Annotated in this window: 24 protein-coding genes; 8 read left to right on the top strand and 16 right to left on the bottom strand. The window is 41.8% G+C overall.

Annotated features, from left to right (window positions below; genetic code table 11):
* Window positions 1–14: 14 nt before the first annotated feature.
* The gene (locus ACMXYV_RS05065) at window positions 15–2480 is read right to left on the bottom strand and encodes a methyl-accepting chemotaxis protein (protein ID WP_415890684.1); all 2466 of its coding nucleotides are present in this window, start codon (window positions 2478–2480) and stop codon (window positions 15–17) included.
* Between the two features lie 220 nt (window positions 2481–2700).
* Between ACMXYV_RS05065 and ACMXYV_RS05060 the strand changes: the two genes are divergently transcribed.
* Window positions 2701–3549, top strand: coding sequence for a substrate-binding periplasmic protein (locus ACMXYV_RS05060; protein ID WP_415890683.1), 849 nt, complete (start codon window positions 2701–2703; stop codon window positions 3547–3549).
* Window positions 3550–3608: 59 nt separating this feature from the next.
* On the top strand, window positions 3609–4394 hold the full coding sequence (locus tag ACMXYV_RS05055; RefSeq protein ID WP_415890682.1) for a substrate-binding periplasmic protein: 786 nt from the start codon (window positions 3609–3611) through the stop codon (window positions 4392–4394).
* Between the two features lies 1 nt (window position 4395).
* Here the strand turns inward: ACMXYV_RS05055 and ACMXYV_RS05050 are convergent, their stop codons facing one another.
* From ACMXYV_RS05050 to ACMXYV_RS05040, 3 genes are all read right to left on the bottom strand, one after another.
* On the bottom strand, window positions 4396–5169 hold the full coding sequence (locus tag ACMXYV_RS05050; RefSeq protein ID WP_415890681.1) for an alpha/beta hydrolase: 774 nt from the start codon (window positions 5167–5169) through the stop codon (window positions 4396–4398).
* Window positions 5170–5210: 41 nt separating this feature from the next.
* Window positions 5211–6239 (bottom strand): flagellar motor protein MotB, encoded by a 1029-nt coding sequence (locus tag ACMXYV_RS05045; protein WP_415890680.1) that lies wholly within the window; start codon window positions 6237–6239, stop codon window positions 5211–5213.
* A 282-nt stretch (window positions 6240–6521) separates the two neighbouring features.
* A complete protein-coding gene (locus tag ACMXYV_RS05040) occupies window positions 6522–6950 on the bottom strand; it encodes a BLUF domain-containing protein (protein ID WP_415890679.1) in 429 nt (142 codons plus the stop codon).
* 389 nt (window positions 6951–7339) lie between these two features.
* Between ACMXYV_RS05040 and ACMXYV_RS05035 the strand changes: the two genes are divergently transcribed.
* A complete protein-coding gene (locus tag ACMXYV_RS05035; protein ID WP_415890678.1) occupies window positions 7340–7630 on the top strand; it encodes a DUF3081 family protein in 291 nt (96 codons plus the stop codon).
* Between the two features lie 25 nt (window positions 7631–7655).
* Here the strand turns inward: ACMXYV_RS05035 and ACMXYV_RS05030 are convergent, their stop codons facing one another.
* On the bottom strand, window positions 7656–7898 hold the full coding sequence (locus ACMXYV_RS05030) for a hypothetical protein (protein WP_415890677.1): 243 nt from the start codon (window positions 7896–7898) through the stop codon (window positions 7656–7658).
* A 164-nt stretch (window positions 7899–8062) separates the two neighbouring features.
* Here ACMXYV_RS05030 and ACMXYV_RS05025 point away from each other — a divergent pair, with 164 nt between their 5' ends.
* Window positions 8063–9250 carry an RNA polymerase sigma factor RpoD/SigA gene (locus tag ACMXYV_RS05025; RefSeq protein WP_415890676.1) on the top strand — a complete coding sequence of 396 codons (1188 nt, stop codon included), beginning with the start codon at window positions 8063–8065 and terminating at the stop codon, window positions 9248–9250.
* A 33-nt stretch (window positions 9251–9283) separates the two neighbouring features.
* Here ACMXYV_RS05025 and ACMXYV_RS05020 read toward each other — a convergent pair whose 3' ends face one another.
* Together ACMXYV_RS05020 and hmpA are read right to left on the bottom strand one after the other, a co-directional pair.
* On the bottom strand, window positions 9284–9703 hold the full coding sequence (locus ACMXYV_RS05020) for a DUF3429 domain-containing protein (RefSeq protein WP_415890675.1): 420 nt from the start codon (window positions 9701–9703) through the stop codon (window positions 9284–9286).
* Window positions 9704–10058: 355 nt separating this feature from the next.
* Entirely contained in the window at window positions 10059–11264 is a 1206-nt protein-coding gene (gene hmpA / locus ACMXYV_RS05015; protein ID WP_415890674.1) for an NO-inducible flavohemoprotein, read from the bottom strand.
* A gap of 259 nt (window positions 11265–11523) precedes the next feature.
* Here hmpA and nrtS point away from each other — a divergent pair, with 259 nt between their 5' ends.
* Window positions 11524–12609 (top strand): nitrate/nitrite transporter NrtS, encoded by a 1086-nt coding sequence (gene nrtS, locus ACMXYV_RS05010; protein ID WP_415890673.1) that lies wholly within the window; start codon window positions 11524–11526, stop codon window positions 12607–12609.
* A 75-nt stretch (window positions 12610–12684) separates the two neighbouring features.
* Here nrtS and ACMXYV_RS05005 read toward each other — a convergent pair whose 3' ends face one another.
* Together ACMXYV_RS05005 and ACMXYV_RS05000 are read right to left on the bottom strand one after the other, a co-directional pair.
* A complete protein-coding gene (locus tag ACMXYV_RS05005) occupies window positions 12685–13104 on the bottom strand; it encodes a cytochrome b562 (RefSeq protein WP_415890672.1) in 420 nt (139 codons plus the stop codon).
* Window positions 13105–13264: 160 nt separating this feature from the next.
* Complete coding sequence (locus ACMXYV_RS05000; protein ID WP_415890671.1) at window positions 13265–13894, bottom strand: pyridoxamine 5'-phosphate oxidase family protein; 630 nt, start codon at window positions 13892–13894, stop codon at window positions 13265–13267.
* A gap of 127 nt (window positions 13895–14021) precedes the next feature.
* Between ACMXYV_RS05000 and ACMXYV_RS04995 the strand changes: the two genes are divergently transcribed.
* On the top strand, window positions 14022–14198 hold the full coding sequence (locus ACMXYV_RS04995) for a CCGSCS motif protein (RefSeq protein WP_415890670.1): 177 nt from the start codon (window positions 14022–14024) through the stop codon (window positions 14196–14198).
* A gap of 93 nt (window positions 14199–14291) precedes the next feature.
* On the opposite strand, the gene ACMXYV_RS04990 is transcribed toward ACMXYV_RS04995, so the two are convergent.
* Both ACMXYV_RS04990 and ACMXYV_RS04985 read right to left on the bottom strand, forming a co-directional pair.
* The gene (locus ACMXYV_RS04990) at window positions 14292–15104 is read right to left on the bottom strand and encodes a fatty acid desaturase (RefSeq protein ID WP_415890669.1); all 813 of its coding nucleotides are present in this window, start codon (window positions 15102–15104) and stop codon (window positions 14292–14294) included.
* Window positions 15105–15235: 131 nt separating this feature from the next.
* Window positions 15236–16084, bottom strand: coding sequence for a LysR family transcriptional regulator (locus ACMXYV_RS04985; protein ID WP_415890668.1), 849 nt, complete (start codon window positions 16082–16084; stop codon window positions 15236–15238).
* A gap of 118 nt (window positions 16085–16202) precedes the next feature.
* Between ACMXYV_RS04985 and ACMXYV_RS04980 the strand changes: the two genes are divergently transcribed.
* Window positions 16203–16880: an FMN-dependent NADH-azoreductase gene (locus tag ACMXYV_RS04980; protein WP_415890667.1), complete on the top strand. Its 678-nt coding sequence runs from the start codon at window positions 16203–16205 to the stop codon at window positions 16878–16880.
* 22 nt (window positions 16881–16902) lie between these two features.
* On the opposite strand, the gene ACMXYV_RS04975 is transcribed toward ACMXYV_RS04980, so the two are convergent.
* From ACMXYV_RS04975 to ACMXYV_RS04955, 5 genes are all read right to left on the bottom strand, one after another.
* Window positions 16903–17331, bottom strand: a complete 429-nt coding sequence (locus ACMXYV_RS04975; protein ID WP_415890666.1) for a DUF6010 family protein — start codon at window positions 17329–17331, stop codon at window positions 16903–16905.
* A gap of 41 nt (window positions 17332–17372) precedes the next feature.
* Window positions 17373–17954, bottom strand: a complete 582-nt coding sequence (locus ACMXYV_RS04970; protein ID WP_415890665.1) for an NAD(P)H-dependent oxidoreductase — start codon at window positions 17952–17954, stop codon at window positions 17373–17375.
* A 221-nt stretch (window positions 17955–18175) separates the two neighbouring features.
* Window positions 18176–19357: an acetyl-CoA C-acyltransferase family protein gene (locus tag ACMXYV_RS04965; protein ID WP_415890664.1), complete on the bottom strand. Its 1182-nt coding sequence runs from the start codon at window positions 19355–19357 to the stop codon at window positions 18176–18178.
* Window positions 19358–19628: 271 nt separating this feature from the next.
* The gene (locus ACMXYV_RS04960; protein ID WP_415890663.1) at window positions 19629–20414 is read right to left on the bottom strand and encodes a substrate-binding periplasmic protein; all 786 of its coding nucleotides are present in this window, start codon (window positions 20412–20414) and stop codon (window positions 19629–19631) included.
* A 58-nt stretch (window positions 20415–20472) separates the two neighbouring features.
* Entirely contained in the window at window positions 20473–20718 is a 246-nt protein-coding gene (locus tag ACMXYV_RS04955) for a DUF2164 domain-containing protein (RefSeq protein WP_415890662.1), read from the bottom strand.
* 587 nt (window positions 20719–21305) lie between these two features.
* Here ACMXYV_RS04955 and ACMXYV_RS04950 point away from each other — a divergent pair.
* Window positions 21306–23000, top strand: a complete 1695-nt coding sequence (locus ACMXYV_RS04950; protein ID WP_415890661.1) for a methyl-accepting chemotaxis protein — start codon at window positions 21306–21308, stop codon at window positions 22998–23000.
* Window positions 23001–23036 lie beyond the last annotated feature (36 nt).

Below are 23036 nucleotides of genomic sequence, written 5' to 3'. Positions count from 1 at the left end.
TTCTAAAAACAGCCTTAATCTTCCGTAGTAAATCGCGTCATCAGCTCATTTAAACGATTGGCTTGTTCATGCATTGATTCAGCAGCTGCTGAAACCTCCTCCACTAATGCTGCATTTTGCTGGGTCGAATCATCAATAGAAACAATGGAACCACTCACAAGATCAATGCTATCCGCCTGATTTTTACTCGTCGCAGATATCTGACCAACCAATTGCGACATCTGCTGAACGCTCTCTGTGATACCTTGAAGAGATTCTGAAGAAAGCAGAACCTGATCCGATCCCTCTTCAATGCGATCTTCGGTATCAGAGATCAGTTTTTTAATATCGTTAGCCGCTTGCGCAGATCTCTGTGATAGCTGGCGAACTTCGCTTGCGACTACAGCGAAACCTCGGCCTTGCTCACCCGCTCTAGCCGCTTCCACAGCAGCATTGAGTGCTAATAAATTGGTTTGAAAGGCAATACTGTCGATTAAACCTGTTATCTCATTGATGCGCTTACTGGAATCTTTTATCTCCGTCATCGCCCCTATAGCACGCGACATAACCTCGGTGCCTTTTTGTGACAATTGCTGCGCTTGATCAGTCACTCGATTTGCTTGTAGTGCATCATCAGCCGTGGTTCGTCCTGCGGTGCTGATTTTCTCCATACTGGCATTAATTTCTTCTAGAGAAGCAGCCTGCTGTTGAGTACGCCCTGATAGATCATGATTCCCTAAAGAGATCTCTTTGGTCGCGCCAGCAACATCTCGTGTGGCATTCCTAACATCTTTAACCAGCGACCCCATACTTTGTTGACCATAGTTGATCGATGCCTGCAACTCTTCAAAACGCCCAGAGTAGTTACCTTCTACTCTCGCAACTAAGTTACCTTCCGCTTGAAGAGTAGATACCCTTACAACCTCAGCTGTTGCAGCACTGATGGTTTCTAAGGACTCATTCAGGTTTTCCTTCAGCGAGTTCAACTGACCTGGCAGAACATCGTTAATTCGCCCATCAAAGTCGCCTTGAGCCATCGCAGCCATGATGCAATTCACACTTGCAATCGCACTACCTATATTTGCCATCGCATCCTGAGTTGTCGTCAACATCACCTGATACTGACCTGGTAGCTCTGTATCAATCTGGCTATCAAACTCACCTGCAGAGAGTTGCTCCATCAACTGACCAATCGCGTGCATACTTGCTTCAGTTTGATCGGCACTCTGGTTAATCGCTGTTTTCAAATCGGCAAGATCACCTTTCAAATTACGCTTAACCCGAGTCGAAAAGTTACCCTCAGCCATCTGACTCATAACTTGCTTAGTATCGGCTAACGCTTGTTGAGTCATTTCCAATAGATTATTTACAGCAAGACTTGCCTGACCAATTTCATCTTGTGAATTCACAGGAAGACGTGCTGAAAAGTCGCCTTTTTCTTCAACATCCGAAATGATTTTCGATAATAGTTCGATTGGTCTCGTGATACCTTCAGAGATTTTCCAAGCAAGGAAGATAATTGTGGCAGCACCTAGAACACCGATAATCGCAATCACCAACTTTAGAGTTGATACTGCTGCAAAGGCTTCGGCTTCATCAATCTCAACTAAAAGTGCCCAATTAACCCCATCAAGATCCAAACGCGTAAATGAAGACAATACAGGGTTACCATTGTAATCTATGATCAATCGACTTCCAGTTTGGCCACCTAATGCAGCCTTCACTGCTTCAGTCTTAACGCTACCTTTTTTAGGGTTTGCAAATGAAGCTTCAACAGAATGATTTACTGGATCAAGATAAGAATCGGAACGCATGAGGTAGTCCGATCCCACCAGATAGGACTCTCCGCTCTCCCCCATCCCTTCACGGATCCCCATGATCTTATTGATTGGATCAAGAGGAATCTGCAGAACAACAACTTGTAGTAACTCACCAGCATCATTAAATACTGGCGCCCCGATAAAGCCTGCAGGAGCACCATTACTCGGTGCATAAGGTTCAAAATCTACAATCGCGTAAGACTCTGTTTCAACGACCTTGCGAAACAGATCGCCTAAGTTGGAATCTTTATACTCTCCGTCTATTAAATTAGTTTGATAGTCAGCTTCTAAAGCCACTGTATAGGAGATAAAGCCATCCGGCTCAATCAGGAACAGATCATAGTAACCATAGCTATCTAAATACTTTGAAAATAGGTTTTTCCCCTCTACATTGACCTCCAACAGGACATCGGACAATGTGTCGGTTTTGATGAACGTAGCCACAACATTGGAGAGTCCCAATACATCGCGCTTACTCACTTCAAAGAAATTTTCTATTTGTTTCGTTTTGATACCGCGTACAGCGTCTAACTGTTGGTAACTTTGCTCGGACAAAGAGCTACTCGCTTTATAGATAGCAATCAAAGCCAGTACGGCAAATGGGATCAAACCAATCAACAAAAAATTGATTCTCAGCTTTTTACTAATACTCATACCGCTAAATAACGCTGTCTTGCTCATTTCAAAGTTTGCCTTTTCGGTCATTAACTACAAGAAATTACACAGAATAACGTTAGTATACTGCACCAATTTGGCGCAATTATTAACGGACAAAATAAAAGGGTATAAAACCTAGTAGTTCACATGCTCCATTTCTTCTTCTCTCGATAAGCTTGGCTATACTGGAAATAGTATTTTAGTTACGGATTCTTAGATTTGCAGATTCTGCTAAGAGAAAACTATGAAGTATTTTCTATCCTTATTGGTTCTGTTATTTACGCTTTCCCCCTTCACTAACGCCAGCGATAAAACAATTATCATGGGCTATAAAGCAATCGCTAAACCACCGTTAATCGGTGGGCACGGCGATGACTCTGGGCTCTATTTAGATCTGTTTACGAAAGCAGCTGAACGGATTGGCTATGAACTCCTTGTGGTTAGAATCCCGAAAAAACGGCTTCACTTTGAGCTTGCTAGAGGTACGGTCGATTTCTACCCCGGCTCCTCTTTTTCCCAAAAGAGAACTGGGTATATCTTCTACCTGCCAAACGGCCTGCAAACCAAAGAAGTACTCATATCTCTAGATTATTGGCCCGAAATCAATTCCATGGAGGAAGTCGAAGGGCGACTGATAGTTGAACTTTCAAGCAGTAAACTTGAATGGGATCAAATCCACCCAAAGTTAACCATCTCTCAGATGGGTAAGCTTTCAATGGAGAAGGTTATAGAAGCACTCAAAACAGGTAGAGGCGACTTTTACGTTGCAGATATCGAGATAGTAGACCACTATCAGAAACTCAATGACTTAGAGAGCTATGAAGAAGTTGGGATAAAAATCCATCACAATGCGATCAACCAAGCTTTTATCCCAATGAACATGGGATTCTCTCGCAAGTCCAAATTATTCTCTGAATATCCAAACCCAAACTTTTCCCCTGACGACGATATAAGCATTGAGAATTTTTACACCATTGTGGACCAAGACTCAGTCGCTTATCAGTTTTACCAAGCATTAGATCAGCTTAAACAAGAGGGATATACACAAAAACTTTATGACCAGTATTTTAAGCAAGCACCAATTACAGAGTAATAGGTAAAACCTTTGAGAGAGAAACATTGACTTAAACACAGCGATAAATACAAGGTTCTATGGGCATAAAATATTGCGCTTTAATTTTCGCATTTTTTTTCACAACCTCACTGACTATCAGCGCAAGCGATAAGCCTGTATCTATTGGCGTTGCTAACTTCCCACCCTATAGCATTGTGGACAAAGGCAAGATTACCGGAGCCGAAGTTGAAATTATCAAACAAAGTTTATCAGCCATGGGCTATCAACCAACTTTTGTAAGTTATCCCTACGGTAGGCTCCCAAGCGCTTTTCGCGATAAAAAAATCGATGGCACGATTGTGACCCTGAAAGAGTTCCAAGGATTCAATGTTTTCTACTCCGAAATCGTATTGCCAGAATACCAAACCGTTGCTGTACACCTAGCGGATAGGAATATTGAGCTCAACACGGTAAAAGATTTGAAGAATAGATCGATTATTGCACACCAGCGTGCACACTTATTTTACGGATCAGAATATAACGGCATTACCAGACTCAATAAGAAAACCACAACCTACAAGGAAACTAAAAGCCAAGATAAACAGGTAATGATGCTCTTCAAAGAACGGGTAGATGTGATTGTCCTAGCCTATGAAATATTTATCTATTACAAGAACTTACAATTCGGGGAGGATGAGTTAAAAGCCTATAAGGTTTCAAAGATATTTGGCGAAAAATTTGGTTTTCACAACGCCTTTTGGCAAAAACAAGTACGAGATGACTTTAATGAAGGCTTGAAAATCATTAAAGAGAACGGAACCTACGACAAGATCCTACGCACCTACTTAGTCGGTTACAAACCCAATCTAGCAGCAGATGAATAAATCACAGCTCAACGGCGGTTAGCTCATGCAATAATTCTGAATACATCTTTGTGGATGAAATACTGTTATGTCCTTCATTTTCAAAATGGTACACCGTTGCTAGGCCCGTCTTAAAATAACCAAGAAGTTTCATTGTATTGGCAGGCAAGATAACACTGTCATCAGTCGCTAAAAATATCGATGTCTTTGCTGTGACCTTGGGTGCATATTGCCAAGACAAATACTTATCTTTCAATAACAAGGGCACAGGAATACCCCAGTAGCGCTCACTCGCCACATCCTCAATACTACTGTAAGGCGTTATCAAAATAAGTTGATTCGTGGGCTTTTCAGATGCTAATCGTGTCGCAATACCGGTACCTAAACTTCGCCCCATCAAAACAATATCAGCATTATTTTTTGCGACTTGTTGGTACAAAGCCAGTGCATCTTGATAGATGGTTTCTTCACGTGGAGTTCCATCACTACCATAGCCTCGATAGTGCATTAGGTATAATGAGTACTGCGGGAAGATTTGCGTAAACTTAGCCAAACGCTGCGATACATCTTCAGCATTGCCACCAAAATAGATCAGAGCTTTACCAGTATTCCTAGTTTGAATAGTTACCACTGAATTGCCCACTTCTGTAGGAATCAACAGAGTATGCTCTTCCCTTGTTTCTTTACGTTCTTGTGGAAAATACAGGAGGTTATCTTGATTAAAGTAGAGAAAGGCGCAAAGCAGTAGGTAGCCTAAACCACCTAAAAACATAAATTTTAAGACTGTGTTTTTCATAGTCAAAAATGCGCAATGCGCCCTTAAAAACTTAACTAGGTTTATTCAACCAGTAGCACTTCAATACGGCGGTTTTTAGCGCGTCCCTCAACAGTGTTGTTATCTGCAACAGGCTGTTGATCCGCAAACGCTCTAGCCTGTAGGCGCTCTTGAGCAACTCCAAGTTCTACAAGCTTATGCAATACACTCAATGCTCTTGCAGAAGAAAGTTCCCAGTTGGTTGGATACTTAGCCGTTAGCGCCCCTTTCACCTGAACATTATCAGTATGACCGGCTACAACAATTTTGTTTTGATCTTGTTTAATTGCTGCGGCCAATTTTTCTATTAATGTGATACCTTCCTTGGAAAGTTCGCTACTGCCTGATGCAAATAGAACTTGAGAACCCAAAGTCAGCTTAACCCCAGCAGTCGTTTGAGCAACCTCTACGCCTTCAAGCTCTTGCTTCAAGTTAGTGAACGATTTTTGGCTTTTGTGACGATATTGCAGGTCAAATACAAGATCATTTACAGAGTCGGCGTAGAAGGCGAGGCTGTTATTTCGTTGTACCCACTGCCCCTCACGGTTTGCTTTGTGGCTCACAACTTCCAAGTTCTGCGGCATCACAAACACCATTGCGACCTTATCAAAGCCACCTGTAGTCCATTTACCAAAACGGTCTTTTTTGTTCTTTGTTTTACCATCCCAATTACTGATTTGAAAAGTTCCATCAGCATCCATACTTAACTGCTTTTCATCGCGGAAATTACCCATTTTCATGAGCGCATAATCACCACCGCTGAAGGTGATAATGTTATGAGAAGGTTTTTTATTAGTATTCCAACGGTACTCTTTAGGGAAAATATACATGTAATCAGCTAATGCCGTTTCCTCTGTACCATCATCACCCTCTTGCTTCTTTAACCACAAATTGTAGCTACTGTAACGTGTTCGCGTGGTGGTATAGCTAATATAGTCTTCGCCGTTTTCTTGAATAAAATAGATTACTTCCGATACCCCAGCGGCCTGCACTTGCATAGCCATTAGTGCGCTTGTCATTAAAATAAGCAGGCGGTTAAACACGTTACGCATAATAAATCCTTTACGGTGTTATCTTCTATAAAGCTGGGATAATACCCTATCCATTCTTGGACAGGAGTATGTTTTCCAATCTATTAATTTATTAAATAAGGCTAATAAAAACTTGGGGTTCTGTCCGTTGTTTCAGTTTTGAAAAATACTTCACCGTATTTTAGTTTTTCAACCTTCGTCGGTTTGAATAAAGGTAGGAGAGAAACAGCCAAAGATTAGCAACAATAAAGTTGCTAAAGATGATAGGTGCATAGCGGGGAAGCCTTACACCTATGCAATCTTTTAAAGATGCCATTGCCCTTGTTTAAAGGCCTGTAACAAGACTTTTGCGCGGCCTTCTTCAAGCTCCATAAAAGAGTTACCTCGAGCAAAAAAATCATTTAAGCCAGAGATCTCTTCCAACTCTTTTTTGGTAACACGAGGGTAACCCATCGACCATTCTCCAAACGCTCGCTCTTCGATCGGTTCGGATATCAGTTTGGTCACTCTTTCATGGCGTGGGTCGCGGGAAATTTTCAGGTAAGCCTTTTCAATTGCATCACGATCACCTTCTAGTACTTGAAAGAAGGCACCCGATTCAAATAGCAAAATACCAGTGATATCAGACTTCTGATTGTTGGTACGACTCTGCTCTAAGATCTCATCCAAGGCTTCTTTAGTAAGATCAGAATCAGTCGCGGCACTGCAGTAGATACAATGTATAAGTTCCATTTCTTTTTATCCTTAAAACTATCGTAAATACAGACGTTCAGTTTCTCTAAATTTATCAGCGTTTCCTTATTAGCAAAAGCCTTATATAACCTCTATAGGCCCGCCTATTCGCTCAATTACAGATTGATCCATTTCGGGATAACCGTCGTAAACCGGTTTGATTGTTGATGATAGCGTTGCTGGTAACTGAGTAGTGAATAGGCAAATGCCAATCGCTCCCGGCTAATTACCTGTATTACTCAACATTCACCTCACGGCGATGTGGAAGTAGCCAATCGATACTTCTTTAGGTTACTGGCAATGGCAACAAGTACCTTTGGGATATACCTAACGGTCACCCCAATTTGAGTCTGGCGCAAGCCAGGCTCAGTTTTTTAAAGGGTTAAAAAATGCTTCATTTAATAGAAAAAGAATGCCTAATCGATTTAGCTAAAGCTAAAAATGTTTTTAATTACATTTTGCTGAAAGGCCAAAAGTTAAGCGACAACCATTACAGTTATTTGGGGCTAGAAGCGATCCATAACTTTGAAACCTGCACCCTGACCTTGTTCGATGCCAACGTGAAGTTAAATTTTACGTTGCGAGGTGATTATCAAACCAAGCTATGTAACCCTGCGAGTAGTCGATCATTTTTGGCAAAAATAGAGAATATCTATCAACATCACAATAGCCTTAACTGATCGAAATAGATTAACTCATAAACACCTAGCCTACCCTCTGTTTTGAGGCCCATTCTATATGGCGTTGTATTTTTGGCGAACTCAGCAAATGTTCGAGAGAATTAAATTCCTTCGCCAAGGTCATCTCATCAAATGCTCTATGAACCGCATCATGACAAAAGCGACAAATATTGATGCCTCGATTTAATTCCTCACGACCGTAACGCTTAGAGAAGTAAGATCGTCTATGCATTTTCTTAGGAATCAGATGATGGAAAGTTAACGACATGGTTCGTTTGCATAAGGGGCATTCAGCCACAACACTCTTCACCTAAACGCCTCACTTTTAAAAAAACTTATATCTTTTACCACTTTATCAACAAGATAGATCAATTCAAAAGAGATCTACCTCTCCTGCCCAAGCGTAAGCAAGACAATATAACGAGGTGGCCTATGAATGATTTTACTAAATTTAAGCTACAGCCAAGTATTAACAATATATCTGAAGCAACTGCATTGGATATATACAGCCAACAGCTTGCACAGTTTGATCTGCTATCGGTTGAGGGTGAAAGGGCACTAGGTAAAAAGATCAATACAGAGATGGCTAAAATCATTTCCGAAATATGCAGTACCCCACAAGGCCTCGAACAACTTTCACAGGTTGTAGAAAACTACCTGCAGATCTACCAAAGCGCTGATGGTACAGCCACTAAACGCTGGAAATATGACCCCGAACCCAACTACATCGCCAATCTAGCTTCGACATTAATCGATACGCTTGAAGTGATACTTTTTTTAGATGAAGAATCCAAACAGAGATCACATATCCAAAACAACTTAATCGCCCTTTTACAAAGCCTATCGCTTGGTCGGCAGCAAATCATAGAAATAGCCGAACAGTTACAAGATCAACGGGAGCAGTTGAAGGGGTTTATTCAAAATTACTTAAAGCTAAGAAGTGAGCTTATAGAAAAGAACCTACGGCTTGTTTATACCGTTGCTGGCCGATTTAACAGCAGCGGTGTCAGTTATGATGACTTGATTCAGGAAGGTAATGTAGGCCTACTGAAAGCCGCTGATCGATTTAATTTTAATAAAGGTTTTCGGTTCTCAACCTACGCATTCTGGTGCATTCAGAATGTGCTAAAAACTGCGCTGCAAAAGCGTTATCACACCATTTCACGACCCAGTTACCTGCAAGAGAAACTCAGCCTTATTAAAAGGGCTAGGGCTAAATTTGTCAGTAAACATGAAAGGCAACCCACCACAAAAGAACTCGCGTCTTTAAGCGGCATCCCTCTAGCAACCTTAGAGAAGATAAATACCTTCCCTTCTGAACCCCTTTCCCTCAACCATGGTATTGGCGTCGAAGATGACAGCACCCTTCTGGAGGAGATCATTGCAGATAAGACAAAAGAGGCTGATGTTCTATCTGAGCAACAACTGAAACGGAAACTCCTAGATCGTATCTGTAAAAAACTAACCGATAGAGAATATCTTGTACTTAAACTCCGTTTTGGCATCGACAGCAGACGAGAACACACATTAGAAGAGATATCCTATCAGCTTAATGTCAGCGTAGAGAGAGTTAGACAGATGCAAAAAAATGCTATGAAGAAACTACAAAATTACGACTAAGCAGCCCTCTTCAGAGAAGCACGAAAAATTAACCTATGAAACAAGACCACTAATGATTAACGTAGAGCCTGCAACAACAGAGAGATGAGATCTAAGCTTCCAAAAAGCTTCAGGATAAATATTTTTCAAACGATGCATCTCATAAAGCCAAAGAACAAAGAAAGAGATTCCTGCCAGAACAAGAAGATGAGAAAACGGGTAAATTAACCAACACCATGCCCACAGCATAACAATGATAGATACCCATGCTTGATGTTTGGCAGCTCCAGTAGCCAAAGAGGCAAACCAGATAACGCCTCCAAGAAATGAATAGATCAGTGCGGCGTAGCTTAATAACCAATCATCAAATGGAGCCCCCTTTACCTTGGATAGAATAGCTAATCCGATAAAAGGGGTTAATCCAGCGTAGCCAAACCATCGATGTGTGTTTGTCAGCATGAAACTTATAGACATATAAAATAGATCCCAAATTACGGACAAAGCTGATCAGGAATTAGCTCAATGCTTTGGTAAATCTACGTAATGAGCCGAAAATTCGATCACCCTAGGATTACTTGAGGCAGGTTTATACAGCTTTGGTGGATGAGAGATATAAAAAAGGGAGATCACAGCGATCTCCCGAAACACGCTAAGCAGAACCTTAGCCTGAGGTGGGGATGAATAAAAATACCCGCCAGTTAACCCGCTCTACTTGAGGGAGATAGAGCGAGTTTCAGTTTTAACCGATCGCACTGACGCAAAGAAGAGATGTGACATCATCAACACGACCGACTGGCAGCAAAACCCTGGCGAGCAGAACTTCTATCGATTAAAGAGTTGAGCTGGGCCCAAACACCTCGTAATGAAGCTGCTCTTCAGGAACATTTAAGCCCGTTAGCTGTTGATGGATGGCATGCATAAATGGCAGCGGTCCACAGAAGAAGAAATCAGCATCTAATGAGCAATATTGCTTGATCTTATCAACGGTAATATAACCATGGTGGTCATAATCTTTACCCTTCTCGGCACCGTAGATATCTTCATAAAAAGTAGCTGTAGATAGATTAGATAGATCATTTTTCAGCATATTGATGTGCCCACCAAATGCATGTGCATCTTTGGAACGGGTACCGTGCAACCAGCTGATTTTTCGAGAATCTCGTTTTAAAATAAGCTCATTAAGCATGCCCAATACAGGCGTTATACCTACACCGCCACTAATCAGTACAACAGGTCTGTCATTATCTTTTACGAAGAATTCGCCACCAGGCATGTGAACGGGAACAATATCCCCCTCTTCAACCTTGCTATGTAGATAATTAGACACCAAACCATCCGGCGTATTTGCATCACCACTGGTTTCCGCTTTTACAGAAATGCGATAGACATCTTCACTGTAAGCATCAGATAAGCTGTACTGACGGATCTCGGTAAATTCTAGATCGGGGTCCTTTATTTTCACACTGATAAACTGACCCGCTTTATATTTAGGTAACGGTTTGTCGTCTAAAGGCGCTAAATAGAAAGAGGTGATTTCGCTACTCTCTTTTACCTTCTTCACTACACTGAAGTCTTTAAAACCTAACCAGCCTTGATCCTCTTGCGAGTTGTCATAAAGATTAGCTTCTGCTCCGATTAAGATGCTAGCTAATAACTCATAAGCCTCAGCCCAAGCGTCGATCACTTCATCAGTGGCAATATCTTCACCTAATACTTCACGAATCGCCTTTAATAGGTTTCGACCTACAATCGGATAATGTTCTGGCTGCACATCTAAACTGAAGTGTTTAGCTGCAATACGGTGAACTTCCGGCCCGATGGCTTCCAATTTATCAATATGCGCGGCATAAGACAGAATCGAAGAAGCGAGCGTTGATTGTTGGCGACCATTGGCTTGGCTCACCATGTTGAAGACATTTTTAAGCTCTGGGTTTTCTTCAAATAACAGACCATAAAAGTGTTTGGTCAGATCAGTACCTACTTCCTGAATAAGCGGAACAGTTGATTTCACGATGGCTATTGATGTTGGGTTCACAACTAATACCTCTTTGCCGTCTTTTTAAATGTATTTTTAATACATCTTATAGACGGATAAATAAGATGTAAATACAATACATCTTATAAATTTTAGACATTACACAAAAACAAAAGATAAATTCCTTTCAAATCATAAAGTTAAACAGATTGTTTTTTTATTCACAAAGAGCACTAACAAGGCCAACTTCATTAAAAACACGAAAAAGGAACAAATTCATCTACGGAAAGAACATCTCTTAAACGACGAGGATAGAGTTTTGAACAACGACGATTGGGTTAAACCGACCCTTATTAGATCTTCCATCATTGCCATTTTTGTAGGCACGCTACTCAACCTAATTAATCAGGGCGATCAGTTTTTTGCTGGATACAATGTTAATTGGCTCAAAGTTAGCCTGACCTACTGTGTTCCCTTCTCTGTATCGCTCTTTAGCAGCTGGTTAATCATCCGTAGTCGGCCAGAACCCAAACCTTACCCAGAGGAAATAAACCATCAACGCTTAGTTGGGAATGAGCTGAACTCATTAACCGACTTTGCCCAAAAAGTGCTAAGCAACGCTACCAAGGTAAATAAAGCCTCCACTGAGCGACTCGCATTTTTACAGACGCTCTCCACCAGCATTAATTCCTCTATAAAAGAGTTGAACGGTATAGGTCAAACACTAGAAGGGAGTGAAAGTGATCTTGGGGGAATTCAATCTAATTTCGGAAAACTGATGGATCAAACCTCCCTACTCGGTAACGAAATTCATCAATTCTCTGATGCCTCACAATCACTAAAACATGAGATCGCGCAATTTTTAGCATCATTTGAAGGTATATCCTCGCTAGCCTCTGCAATTACAACCACATCAGAGCAAACTAACCTGCTTGCGCTGAATGCCGCTATTGAAGCAGCCCGAGCAGGAGAAGCAGGTAAAGGCTTTGCGGTAGTGGCTGATGAAGTAAAAGCACTTGCACAACATTCGCGTGAAAATGCACAGAATATCGATCAGAATCTAGAAAACCTGAAACAACATGAAATCCGTCTTAAAACTCAACTAGAACTGATCGAGCGCACAGTGAACAACTCACTAAGCACTGTGAGTAAAGGTAGCGAGAATGGCATGTCTTCTTTAACCGATGAAACGCTATCTAAAATCGATACGTTATTCAGCCATATTCAAGCAATCAATGAGCGTACCTCTGAAGAGCTAAAAAACTTCCAAGAGATCTCTCAACAATTTGAAGCGGTGATAGGCGATGCACAAAAAGCGATTGATGGCTCAGCAGCCAACATTACATTTGGGGCATCGATGGTGGATCTGAGTTCTACGATGTTATCTAAGCTCAAGATAGCTTAGATTGAAAAATAACTTAATCTGACAGCGCACATAGGATTGAGCGACTGTCAGATTAAATTGGGGAGTAAATCAGCCTTAGTCGAAGATGCTAAGGAACAACTCCCACTTACTTGGTTTCGCCTTCTTGTGATATTCCTTACGCAGATCATCCACTGCTTCAAGCTGCTTCTGAACCTGCTTTAGGTTATCCGCCGTCGCAACTGGAATCCCATTTACCAGTTGTTCTACTTTTTTCAGACCTTCAAGAGAGATAACTTTTCGTTCAGGTGAAAAGTCATAAACCTGCGCATTTTTTAGATGATCTTTGAAGATATTCATTCGTTGGTTAAAGCCCTCTGCCGAGCTACTCACCATCGCTTCTTTATACTGCAGACGCATCTCTTTCATGGTCTGTTTTAAAGTGAGCGGGTTACCTGCACTTACATACCCACTTGTTGTGAACATCACAGCAACTAACAAAGAACTAAATAACGTTTTAAAAGCAGAGAACTTCATAAAAAATCAACCTACATAACATCAAGATATTTACCGAGCTGGTAATATATCAGATCTGACGATTAGGCTGAATCAAAGCGTAGTCATGTTAAACGCGCTTCGAGATAGTAGGGTTTGAACGGAGAAGTAAAATCCTGCATCCATGGAGGTTTTATCTAGTTTAATATAAGGTATTTTTAACCCTATCTTCGATGATCTCCTCTACTTTTTTTACCTCTTCGGCTGATTTAGACGGATCAATCTGTGCCATTAGAATCTTACCCAAGCTTGGCATGAGATTCCGATCAGCTCTCGATTCAGCCTCCCATAATTTTGAACGCGTAATCGCTTTAGCACAGTGAAAGTAGATCTCTTTGATAGAGATAACGATGGCGGATTTCGGCAACTTACCTTGATGCTCACAGCGCTCTAATACAGAAGCATTCGTAACAATTTTGGCAGTGCCATTAACACGAAGACATTCACTGAACCCAGGCACTAACACCAAAAGTCCAACATGTGGGTTCTCAATAATATTGCTTAAGCTGTCTAATCGATTGTTCCCAGGACGATCTGGAAGTATAATTGTACTGTCATCCAAAATGTGGATAAAACCCGCATGGTCACCTCTCGGTGAACAATCCATATTACCTTCAGTGTCCGAAGTAGCTAGCAACATAAAAGGCGATAACTCAATGAATTGTTGACTAAATTTATCGAGATGAGTCTTTTGCTTTTTAATCACTAACTCCATCGGCAGACCATATAACTCTCTAAGCTTTTCTACCGAATCAATCTGTTCAAATTCCATAATCCCCCCCTTAATATCTGATTCAGACTAGGTATCACCATTCATCTTCATCTTGATAGTTGACTAGAATACTATGGAATCATAACATGTAAAAAAAATACATTTAATATTATATAAAGGTATTCCTATGTCATCTCTACTAAAAAGCCTATTTAAGAAAGATAAAAGCGTTGCTGAAACAGCAGCAACACAAGAGGTATCCGCTGTAGAAAAAAATTCAAAATCTGATGCTGTGAACAAAGAAGCAACCGAGAAGAAAGGCAAGCATGGTCAGCCAGGTGTGTGCTGTGGCTCATGCTCATAACCCAGTGCTAACAATGCGGTAACCTCGGTTCCCTTAGCCGAGGTTACAGCCTAATAAAAGCGATAGTTGCAGAGATAAAACTGCGAGCTAGCCTTAGCCTCTTAAAAGTACGCGAGTTAAGATCGATTTCCGATAGAGGCTGTCTGGGATTTGATGCTCAATCTTCGCATGCAGTTCCGGCAGTCTTGACCAATGCACACCCTGCTTATGATGATGCGCAGTGTGGTAACCAAGGTTACCTGTCAGGCGGTTAAAAAGTGGGTTCAGATTATTGTATGACGCTTCAAACTCATTATCTGTATCCAAACCAGAATGATGTTCGTATGTTACATAGGAAGTGAACAATAAGCTGGTAATCATCGGTAATACAAACAACAACAAACCCGCAACTGGGTTATACCAAACCAATGCTGCAACAATAGCGAAGGTAATCGCTGTATAAGTTACAAAGGTGGATAACTGCTTAGGATGCTTTTTGCCAACTTGGTAACCACGACTATAGGCCGTTATAGCGACATTTAAGGTGTACTCAATAGCGCCCATCTGCTTGCCATCTTTTCGCTTCCAACGACTTTCATCTTTCTCTTGATCAAGAAAGTTAAGGTGATGGCCTAAAACATGGTGCAAACGCCATAAATGCGTCGTTACCCCAGTGTGCAAAGCATAAACAAATTCTAATAGACGATTTAGAAAGTTATTTCTAAAAGTGAAAAGATGCTGATGGTGGTGATTCCACGCACAGATCACCCCTTTGGGAATGATCATCAATAGATAATAGAACATCAGTACAACAGGGTCACTCACTGTAAAGTAAAGTACAAAATCAACTACAGTAAGGCTCAAGATAATCAACACTGGCAAACAGTCTTCTTTATACCTAAACCCGAGTAAACCACTATCTTTCATAAGAGATATCACACAGAACTAAATTTGGCTGACAAACATAAAGGAAACAGCCTTGGCTGTATATAAGAAATACTAACAACACCGCTGAATAAGCCGGGTTATTGATCTAAGTAAACATCTAACTTTATTAGTCAAAACTGTTCTTCCAACCACTTAGCGAAAATTCGCACCTGGTGGGCATCTCCAGTATAAGGCGAGAGCCGATAAGAATAATTATAACCCGTAAGCCGTGGCATTCCTTTATCTTCAACCAACCAACCTTGCTGACAGGTACTTTCAGCCAGCACATCACTGATCAGTGCATACCCCTGTCCAGCTAGCGCTGCTTGTAATGCAAACTGCTCCTGATTAAAGCTACGAGCAGTATAGGTTAATTCATCGAAATAGGGCCGCCATTCGATATTAGCAAGAAAATCATCTTCCCACTCAGTGACAAATAGATTGGGCTTATCTGTAAGCTGATTGAGGAAATCCTGTCTGGCATAGCAGGCTAACTGCTCTTGAGCTAACAGTCGCTCCTGCGGATCATCACTCTCCATGCCATAGCGTATCGCTATATCAATTCTACGATCATGCTCCAGCTCCACCAACGTATTGCTCGCACAGATTTCGATCTCGATATCAGGATATCTTAGATTGAATTCAGTCAGGCGTGGCGCCAGCCATAAACTCGCAAATGAGGTACAGCAAGAGATCGTCACCCTGTTACTCGGTGTTTTAATCTCCTCTAAACACATATGCAATTGATTGAGTACAGAGAGAGAGGTCTCAGCTAACTTCGCCCCTTCAGGCGTGAGCTCAATGCTCCGTACCTTACGTTCAAACAACGTCACATTTAACTGTGTTTCTAAACTTCGAATCTGATGCGACACTGCAGTGGGCGTGACATTAAGCACCTTAGCCGCTTGTTTAAAGCTCAAATATTGCGCAGCAATGGCAAAGGTTTTGATCGCATTTAATGGTGGCAGCTGACCTAACATGATCTATACCCAAACCCATAGATGAATAAAACTTACTTATAAGCAGCAACTATTCGTTTGTCAATCTAGCGACCGGAGCGAGAAAATCAGCCTAAATAAAATATTCACGGAGTTCCCGATGCCAACCATCCTACATATAGATGCCAGCGCACGTGGCTGGCAACCCAACGGCGAAAAACATCAATCTATTTCACGCCATATAGCCCACATTTCAGTAACCACCTTTAAAAAAATGATCCCTAATTGTGAGGTTATTTATCGGGACTTAGCCAAGAAACCACCCGAATTCATCAACGAGCAGTGGATTGCAGCATGCTTCTCCGAATCACCTACAGACGAGCAGAACAAAGCCCTTGCTCAATCCGACCAATATATAGCTGAGATACAACAAGCAGATATCATTGTGCTCTCATCACCTATGTATAACTACGGCATGCCCGCGGTATTAAAGGCATGGTTTGATCAAATCATACGCATAAATAAAACTTTCTCATTCGATCTAGCTAGAGGTGATTACCCACTTGAACCTATCCTCAGTGGTAAGCAGCTAATCCTATGCACATCCTGGGGCGAATTTGATTTTTCAAAAGGTAAGGAACGAGCCCACCTAAACCATTTATCACCGCATATTGAGCAGCTCAGTCCTTATCTTGGCGCTGAAAAGTTCCATGAGATCAGCAGTGAATATCAGGAGTTCTCGGATCAGCGTCATAAGGCATCATTAGAAGCGGCGCAACTTAGAGCTGTCGAACTTGCGCAATCCATAACCGAAACCTATACAACAGCTGTGGCTTAGAGTTTTTTCGAAATATTTACACCTAATTTTGACCAGCGCCTTTAAACAAGGCGCTTTTTCGGAACAGATACGCCGCCACAACTAAATCAAACGAAATACACATAACGGCATACCACTCAGGTGCAAAGTGTCCACCTGCTCCAACTAGATGTAATCCACCATCCCAAACGGGATGCAGTAACCAACCCAGCGCTAAAAAATGAAGCCCAAAGCGTTTAGCCAATAGGTAGAAACTGCCATATACCAACACGCCAACGGCTTCGATAAATAACCAAGTCGTACTCGTACCATAGAACACAGCAAAACCTATATAAATTAGCGCAGCAACGACTAGCGCTATACCAAATATATTAATCTGCTCTTGCTCTTCTCTACCTTGTGCGAACTTAATTAAGAGTCCAGCCCCCGCTAAACCGAATATTAGCCACAGAATCGTATCGATATGCTCCATATAGCACTTACCACCAAACGGTTTACATATTAGAAAATCAGCTAAAACTTAGCTTTAAGCTTATTAACAAAGGCTTCTACACGAGTTTTGGAAGCTTTTTCGCTTTTATAAAACGACAGCATCTGGAATTTACAGCCTTTGGTACACGCACCTAACAAAGCTATTTTAAGAACCTTCTTAACCGGTTGACGCAAGATGAACAGATCGACCCACCATGGCGAACCCAGAGTAGTCACCACTTTCACCTCTTTAAGATTATCTAAACGCGGCTGAATAGCCCCAAGATCTTTGGCATGGTCGTAAGCGAAACCCGGTGCCCAAACCCGATCAAACCAGCCTTTTAACATCGCCGGAAAACCAAACCACCAAGTTGGAAAGATCAGTACGAGGGATTCAGCTTCTTTCAATTGCTGTATTTGCGCTTTTAATCGAGAGTCATCAAACTGATCAGCGTAGTAACTCTGACGCTCATCCTCTTGAAGCGCGGGCTCAAAATCCGATTCGTAAAGATTGAGTAACGTGATTTCATAACCCTTTGCAGTTAAGTGCTTAACCGTTTCATCACAAAAATGATGACACAAACTATCCTTCAACGGGTGGGTCAATACTACCAAACACTTCACGCGACTCTCCTTTACTTATTACAGCGATGCCCAAACCCTATAGCGATCTGGATGCTATTTAAAGTCGATAAAGCGCAACAAAAGCATTAGAAAGAGTGAGAACAGAGAATGAAGAACGAAAGAGATATTAGGAGGAAATGAATGGCGTGAAGCAGTGATAAAAAACCTTACATCCGATAACTAAACCGGATGTAAGGTATAGGCTATCTAATCAAGGATGATTAAACGCGCTCAAAGATTACCGCGATACCCTGACCGCCACCGATACACATAGTTACCAGTGCATACTTACCTTCAATTCGTTCAAGCTCGTAGACAGCTTTAGTCGCTATGAATGCACCAGAACAACCTACTGGGTGACCTAATGCAATCGCACCACCGTTCGGGTTGGTTTTCTGCATATCCAAACCAAGGCCTTTAGCTACCGCAATCGCTTGAGCTGCGAAGGCTTCGTTAGACTCGATCACATCCATATCATCTATGCTTAAGCCCGCTTTTTCCAAAGCGATCTTAGTTGCCGGAATTGGACCTTCACCCATGATTTCATTGGATACACCCGCAACGGCGTAAGACTTAATCTTAGCGATTGGCTTTTGGCCCGCAGCTTCAGCGGCTTCGGCAGACGCCAATACGAAGAACGCTGCACCATCGTTAATACCCGATGCGTTACCCGCCGTTACTGTACCGTCTTTCTTAAATGCTGGGCGCATACCTGCCAGTTTCTCAGCAGTTGTGCCTGGCTTACCGTGCTCGTCAGTATCGAATACAACTTCGCCTTTACGTGTTTTCTGCACGATAGGTACGATCTGAGACTTAAAGCGACCTTCTTCAATCGCAACAGCCGCACGACGTTGAGATTCAGCAGCTAGTTCATCTTGATCTTCACGGCTGATATCCCACTTCTCTGCTAGGTTCTCAGCAGTGATACCCATGTGACCTGCACCAAATGGATCGGTCAGTACAGACACCATAGAATCCAGCATGGTAGTTTCACCCATGCGAGCACCAGAACGCATCGCTGTGGATAGGTAAGCACCGCGAGACATCACCTCAACACCACCACCGATACCGTAATCACAGTCACCTAGCATGATCTGCTGAGCAGTGGTCACAATACCCTGCAAACCAGAAGAACATAGACGGTTAACCGACATTGCTACCGACTCCATCGGCAGGCCTGCCTGAATCGCAGCAACACGCGCAACATAAGCATAGCGAGATTCCGTAGGAATACAGTTACCTACAGTTACATAATTAATTTTCTCTGGATCAGCACCTGAACGATTAACCGCTTCCTTCATTACCTGACCTGCCAGCTCAGCCGGCTCCATAGTACTTAGGCTTCCGCCGAATGCACCGATTGCTGAACGTACAGCACTAAGAACTACAACTTCTTTAGTCATGATTGATCATTCCCCATATTGTTATATCGCCCGTAACTTCTCGCAGAAATTAACTACCGGCTTATCGTTGTCCCATCTTTTTGAATAAGTGAGCTACCGCTCATTTAGGCAAATCGAATAAACACAATATCACGTTGTTATGACCAAAAAACAATCAACCATAGGTATAGGGCAGGAAATGGCTAGATGCTAGATAGAGTGTAGGTTGGGTAAAAGAATCGACAAGAATAAGGTGCAATACACTTCGTTATTGCACCCTACTTACCAAATGTCAGTTAGAGTTGTTCATCTGCATTGATAAATATTTTTCTCTAAGCGCTTCTAATACATTTTGTGATTGAAGCTTTTTAAAGGCTTCATTTAGCTTATCAATAGACAACTTAGCTTTACTCTTTTTCGAGATTTGTACCCAAGGGGTGTTTTCATTAACAATCAAAGGTTCACCAAACAGGCTTCTATCTTCATTCAATTGCTTAGCGGCACTTAAAATAGGATCAATTGGGCCAATAATGCCATCAACTCGTCCCCTCTTTAGCATCTTCACACCCTGCGCAAAATCGACCGTACTGTACTTTCTTATCTCAGAGTCGTTATCAATTTCGGCATTAAATTTAGCTCCACGCAGATAGGCAAGTTCCTTGCCTTTTAAACTCTCTACCGATTCAAATACAGTTCCCTTCAATCCAATCACTACAGTTGGCAAGGCAGGTAAGGGGGCTACATAGATGACATGCTCTTTTAACTCTTCATACTTGAACATTATAGTCATATCAGCCTTACCCGACTTTAACTCCCTAATAATGCGGCTGTAGGGGACAATAGAATTCTCAGGCTGGTATCCCGCTTCTTCTATCAACTTATTTGCCATTTCATAGTAGATACCGCTCGTGCCTGACTCGCTTTTAATACCATAAGGGGGAAAACCAATAGTCCTGACAATTATTAGTTCGTGGCTTTCAGCAGATTGATATTTAGGCTCTTCTACTAACGAGCTTTCAGCCCTAGCGAAGCCCTGAAGCAATAGAAAAAGAGAAAAGAAAATGGGTACGTATGTCATACTTTCATTTTAGGCCTAATCCAAACAACACGATGTACGGAACTCGTCTAAATGTTAATTAAATAGTGGGATTCTCAAGCTCTTGAACTAAGTAACTCGCATCTTCAGCTTTTTCCACAAACACGCGGTTTGAATCAGCTAAAGCCTGATTATAAAAATGAGGCCCAATCTCTTTAGTAAGGAAATCAATCAAAAACTCTGCTTCAAAACCGCCAATATCCTGATCCAGCTCATCAGTAAAATAACGCTTTATCTTACTCACCATGCGATCTTTTTGATCTTGAGATAGCTTTATATCTTTCATAAATCCTTTGCTTTCTGGTTAACAGAAAGCTGTGATCAACGATCTTAAACCATCCAAGGGCAAGAAGATTCAATATATTCACCTTGCTCCATCCACCAACCACTAAGATCAATTACGCATTCGCAAAAAAATTATATTTTGCGATTTATTATCATCATCAATAAGGTGGTCAAAGGAACACCAAGCCTGAGAGCAGGAACAGACATTTACCTAGAATCATCAGATATGAATCCCAAGCTTACTGGAGCAGAAGAACAACACCCGAAACGTTCTCGAGCAATAGCAATTTCCAGCACCAAACCTGATCAATAACCCCACTCCAAACTAAGAAAAACGCACCTTATTTGTGCACCTCCACAGCTTTCTTGATTAATTGTTACAAAACTAACAAAAAATATAGATTTCTTTGTAAATCTACATATTTTGCAACAATTATTCTGTTATATTCAAAACAGCTAAAAAAGCAAATAAGCCCATGTTTTATAATGATTTAATACCAGTTAAACCATACAAAACAAAAGGTTTATATAAATTATAAAGTTACAAAAAATTCACAAGTGCATAATTAAGAATGGGAGCGCATTTAGATGTTGCTTAGCTCACTCAAAATTTCTTCGCGGATAGCCCTGTTAGCAGGGATAAACTTATTACTCATCCTCACCCTTGGTGGCGTCGCTACATACCAGATGAACAAGATCGGTATCGAGTTAATCGAAGTAGCAGAAGAAGACCTACCAATAACCAATATGCTTTCAAAAGTGGCTCAGCATCAACTAGAGCAAGCCATTCTTTTTGAGCGCAGCCTCTCTTACGCAACCGCAATAAAATACGGCGAAGATCGCTCGCAAGAGATGCTTAAAACTACAAAAGCATTCCACGCTTTGGCTGATAAAGTGGATCAAGAGTTTAAGCAACTAGAAGAGCTGCTTGAGCATGCGATTACCAAAGCGCATAGCACAGAGGCCAAAGAACAGTTCGCATCCTTACTAACAACCATTTTGGACATAGACAAAAATCACGCCGAATACGACGAGTTAGCTCTATCGTTATTCCAAAAGGTAAAAGATGGTTACGCGGCATCTGCGATTGCTTCAGCCGACCATATTATTGAACTCGAAGATAAAATCGATCATGAACTGATTGATGCGCTTGATCAGATTCAAGCCTTCACGCTTGAAGCAACACAACGTGCCGAGCACGAAGAGCTTAAAGCACAAAAGCTGATTATGATTATCTTTGTGGCCTCTCTTATTTTAGGTGTTTCCCTAGCCTTGCTTATATCCCGCACAATTACTATCCCTGTCAGCAATATGCGTGATCGCCTGAAAGAGATCTCCGATGGTGATGGCGATCTGACTGTACGTCTACCCGTAACCGGTCAAGACGAAACGGCGGAAGCTGCCGCTGCGTTTAACCGCTTAATGGAAAAGCTGGGTAAGATGGTGACAACTATCCGTTCCACATCGACGCAACTGGTTCAACGATCTGAACAATCAATTGTATTGATGGACGCTACCCGTGATCAAGTTGAACAACAAAAACGCGAAACAGAACAAACTGCCACTGCTGCAGAGCAGATGTCTGGTAGCATCACTGAGATTGCACAATCGACCGATCATGCAGCTGAACTTGGCCGTGATGTACTAGAAAAGGTTCAATCCGGTTCTGGCATCGCTAAACAAAATCAGCAAGCGATCGAACAGCTCAATATCAATGTCGAGAGCGCTGCCACTCAGCTTACCTCGTTAGCTACTGAAACAAACCGAATCAGTGAAGTACTGGATGATATCCGCGGCATCGCAGAACAAACCAATCTACTTGCTCTTAACGCCGCAATTGAAGCTGCACGTGCAGGTGAATCAGGCCGAGGCTTTGCGGTAGTAGCCGATGAAGTCCGCTCTCTTTCTCAACGTACCCAATCCTCTACTGAAGACATTCAAGAACTGCTAGAGAACCTTCAATCAGCTACCAATGGTGCGATCTCTGTGATGCAAAAAGGCCAAGAAAATGCTGGCCATTGTATTCAACAAGCAAATCATACCGCAGCTGAACTCGAAGAGGCATCTGCAGCAGTAGAAGGTATGTCTGCAATGAATACGCAAATTGCCGCAGCGGCAGAAGAACAATCAGCTGTGGTGAAAGAGATTCATGCCAGCCTATCGAGCATTACACTCTACGCTAGCAGTACCAATGACAGTGCTAACCAAACTTCGGATATCAACAAAGAAGTGAGTAATGAGTTACTTCAGCTTAACACCTTGGTTTCTGAGCTAAGAGCTTAAGTAGTGGCTAGTTGCTAGTTGCTAGTTGCTAGTTGC

It is taken from the genome of Neptuniibacter sp. SY11_33, assembly GCF_047778025.1.
Classification (GTDB): domain Bacteria; phylum Pseudomonadota; class Gammaproteobacteria; order Pseudomonadales; family Balneatricaceae; genus Neptuniibacter.
Note: the sequence above shows the minus strand (reverse complement) of the source record. Positions and strands in the feature narration are given on the sequence as shown.

Excerpts from the sequence above, each read along its gene's own strand:
- ACMXYV_RS05055 (WP_415890682.1), top strand. The coding sequence starts at position 3,609 with ATGGGCATAAAATATTGCGCTTTAATTTTCGCATTTTTTTTCACAACC.
- ACMXYV_RS05035 (WP_415890678.1), top strand. The coding sequence starts at position 7,340 with ATGCTTCATTTAATAGAAAAAGAATGCCTAATCGATTTAGCTAAAGCT.
- ACMXYV_RS05040 (WP_415890679.1), bottom strand. The coding sequence starts at position 6,950 with ATGGAACTTATACATTGTATCTACTGCAGTGCCGCGACTGATTCTGAT.
- ACMXYV_RS04985 (WP_415890668.1), bottom strand. The coding sequence starts at position 16,084 with ATGTTAGGTCAGCTGCCACCATTAAATGCGATCAAAACCTTTGCCATT.
- ACMXYV_RS05050 (WP_415890681.1), bottom strand. The coding sequence starts at position 5,169 with ATGAAAAACACAGTCTTAAAATTTATGTTTTTAGGTGGTTTAGGCTAC.
- ACMXYV_RS05000 (WP_415890671.1), bottom strand. The coding sequence starts at position 13,894 with ATGGAATTTGAACAGATTGATTCGGTAGAAAAGCTTAGAGAGTTATAT.
- ACMXYV_RS04965 (WP_415890664.1), bottom strand. The coding sequence starts at position 19,357 with ATGACTAAAGAAGTTGTAGTTCTTAGTGCTGTACGTTCAGCAATCGGT.
- ACMXYV_RS05025 (WP_415890676.1), top strand. The coding sequence starts at position 8,063 with ATGAATGATTTTACTAAATTTAAGCTACAGCCAAGTATTAACAATATA.
- ACMXYV_RS04975 (WP_415890666.1), bottom strand. The coding sequence starts at position 17,331 with ATGGAGCATATCGATACGATTCTGTGGCTAATATTCGGTTTAGCGGGG.
- ACMXYV_RS04960 (WP_415890663.1), bottom strand. The coding sequence starts at position 20,414 with ATGACATACGTACCCATTTTCTTTTCTCTTTTTCTATTGCTTCAGGGC.
- ACMXYV_RS05030 (WP_415890677.1), bottom strand. The coding sequence starts at position 7,898 with ATGTCGTTAACTTTCCATCATCTGATTCCTAAGAAAATGCATAGACGA.
- ACMXYV_RS04990 (WP_415890669.1), bottom strand. The coding sequence starts at position 15,104 with ATGAAAGATAGTGGTTTACTCGGGTTTAGGTATAAAGAAGACTGTTTG.
- ACMXYV_RS04955 (WP_415890662.1), bottom strand. The coding sequence starts at position 20,718 with ATGAAAGATATAAAGCTATCTCAAGATCAAAAAGATCGCATGGTGAGT.
- ACMXYV_RS05045 (WP_415890680.1), bottom strand. The coding sequence starts at position 6,239 with ATGCGTAACGTGTTTAACCGCCTGCTTATTTTAATGACAAGCGCACTA.
- ACMXYV_RS05065 (WP_415890684.1), bottom strand. The coding sequence starts at position 2,480 with ATGAGCAAGACAGCGTTATTTAGCGGTATGAGTATTAGTAAAAAGCTG.
- ACMXYV_RS04980 (WP_415890667.1), top strand. The coding sequence starts at position 16,203 with ATGCCAACCATCCTACATATAGATGCCAGCGCACGTGGCTGGCAACCC.
- ACMXYV_RS04950 (WP_415890661.1), top strand. The coding sequence starts at position 21,306 with ATGTTGCTTAGCTCACTCAAAATTTCTTCGCGGATAGCCCTGTTAGCA.
- ACMXYV_RS05020 (WP_415890675.1), bottom strand. The coding sequence starts at position 9,703 with ATGTCTATAAGTTTCATGCTGACAAACACACATCGATGGTTTGGCTAC.
- ACMXYV_RS04995 (WP_415890670.1), top strand. The coding sequence starts at position 14,022 with ATGTCATCTCTACTAAAAAGCCTATTTAAGAAAGATAAAAGCGTTGCT.
- ACMXYV_RS05060 (WP_415890683.1), top strand. The coding sequence starts at position 2,701 with ATGAAGTATTTTCTATCCTTATTGGTTCTGTTATTTACGCTTTCCCCC.
- ACMXYV_RS05005 (WP_415890672.1), bottom strand. The coding sequence starts at position 13,104 with ATGAAGTTCTCTGCTTTTAAAACGTTATTTAGTTCTTTGTTAGTTGCT.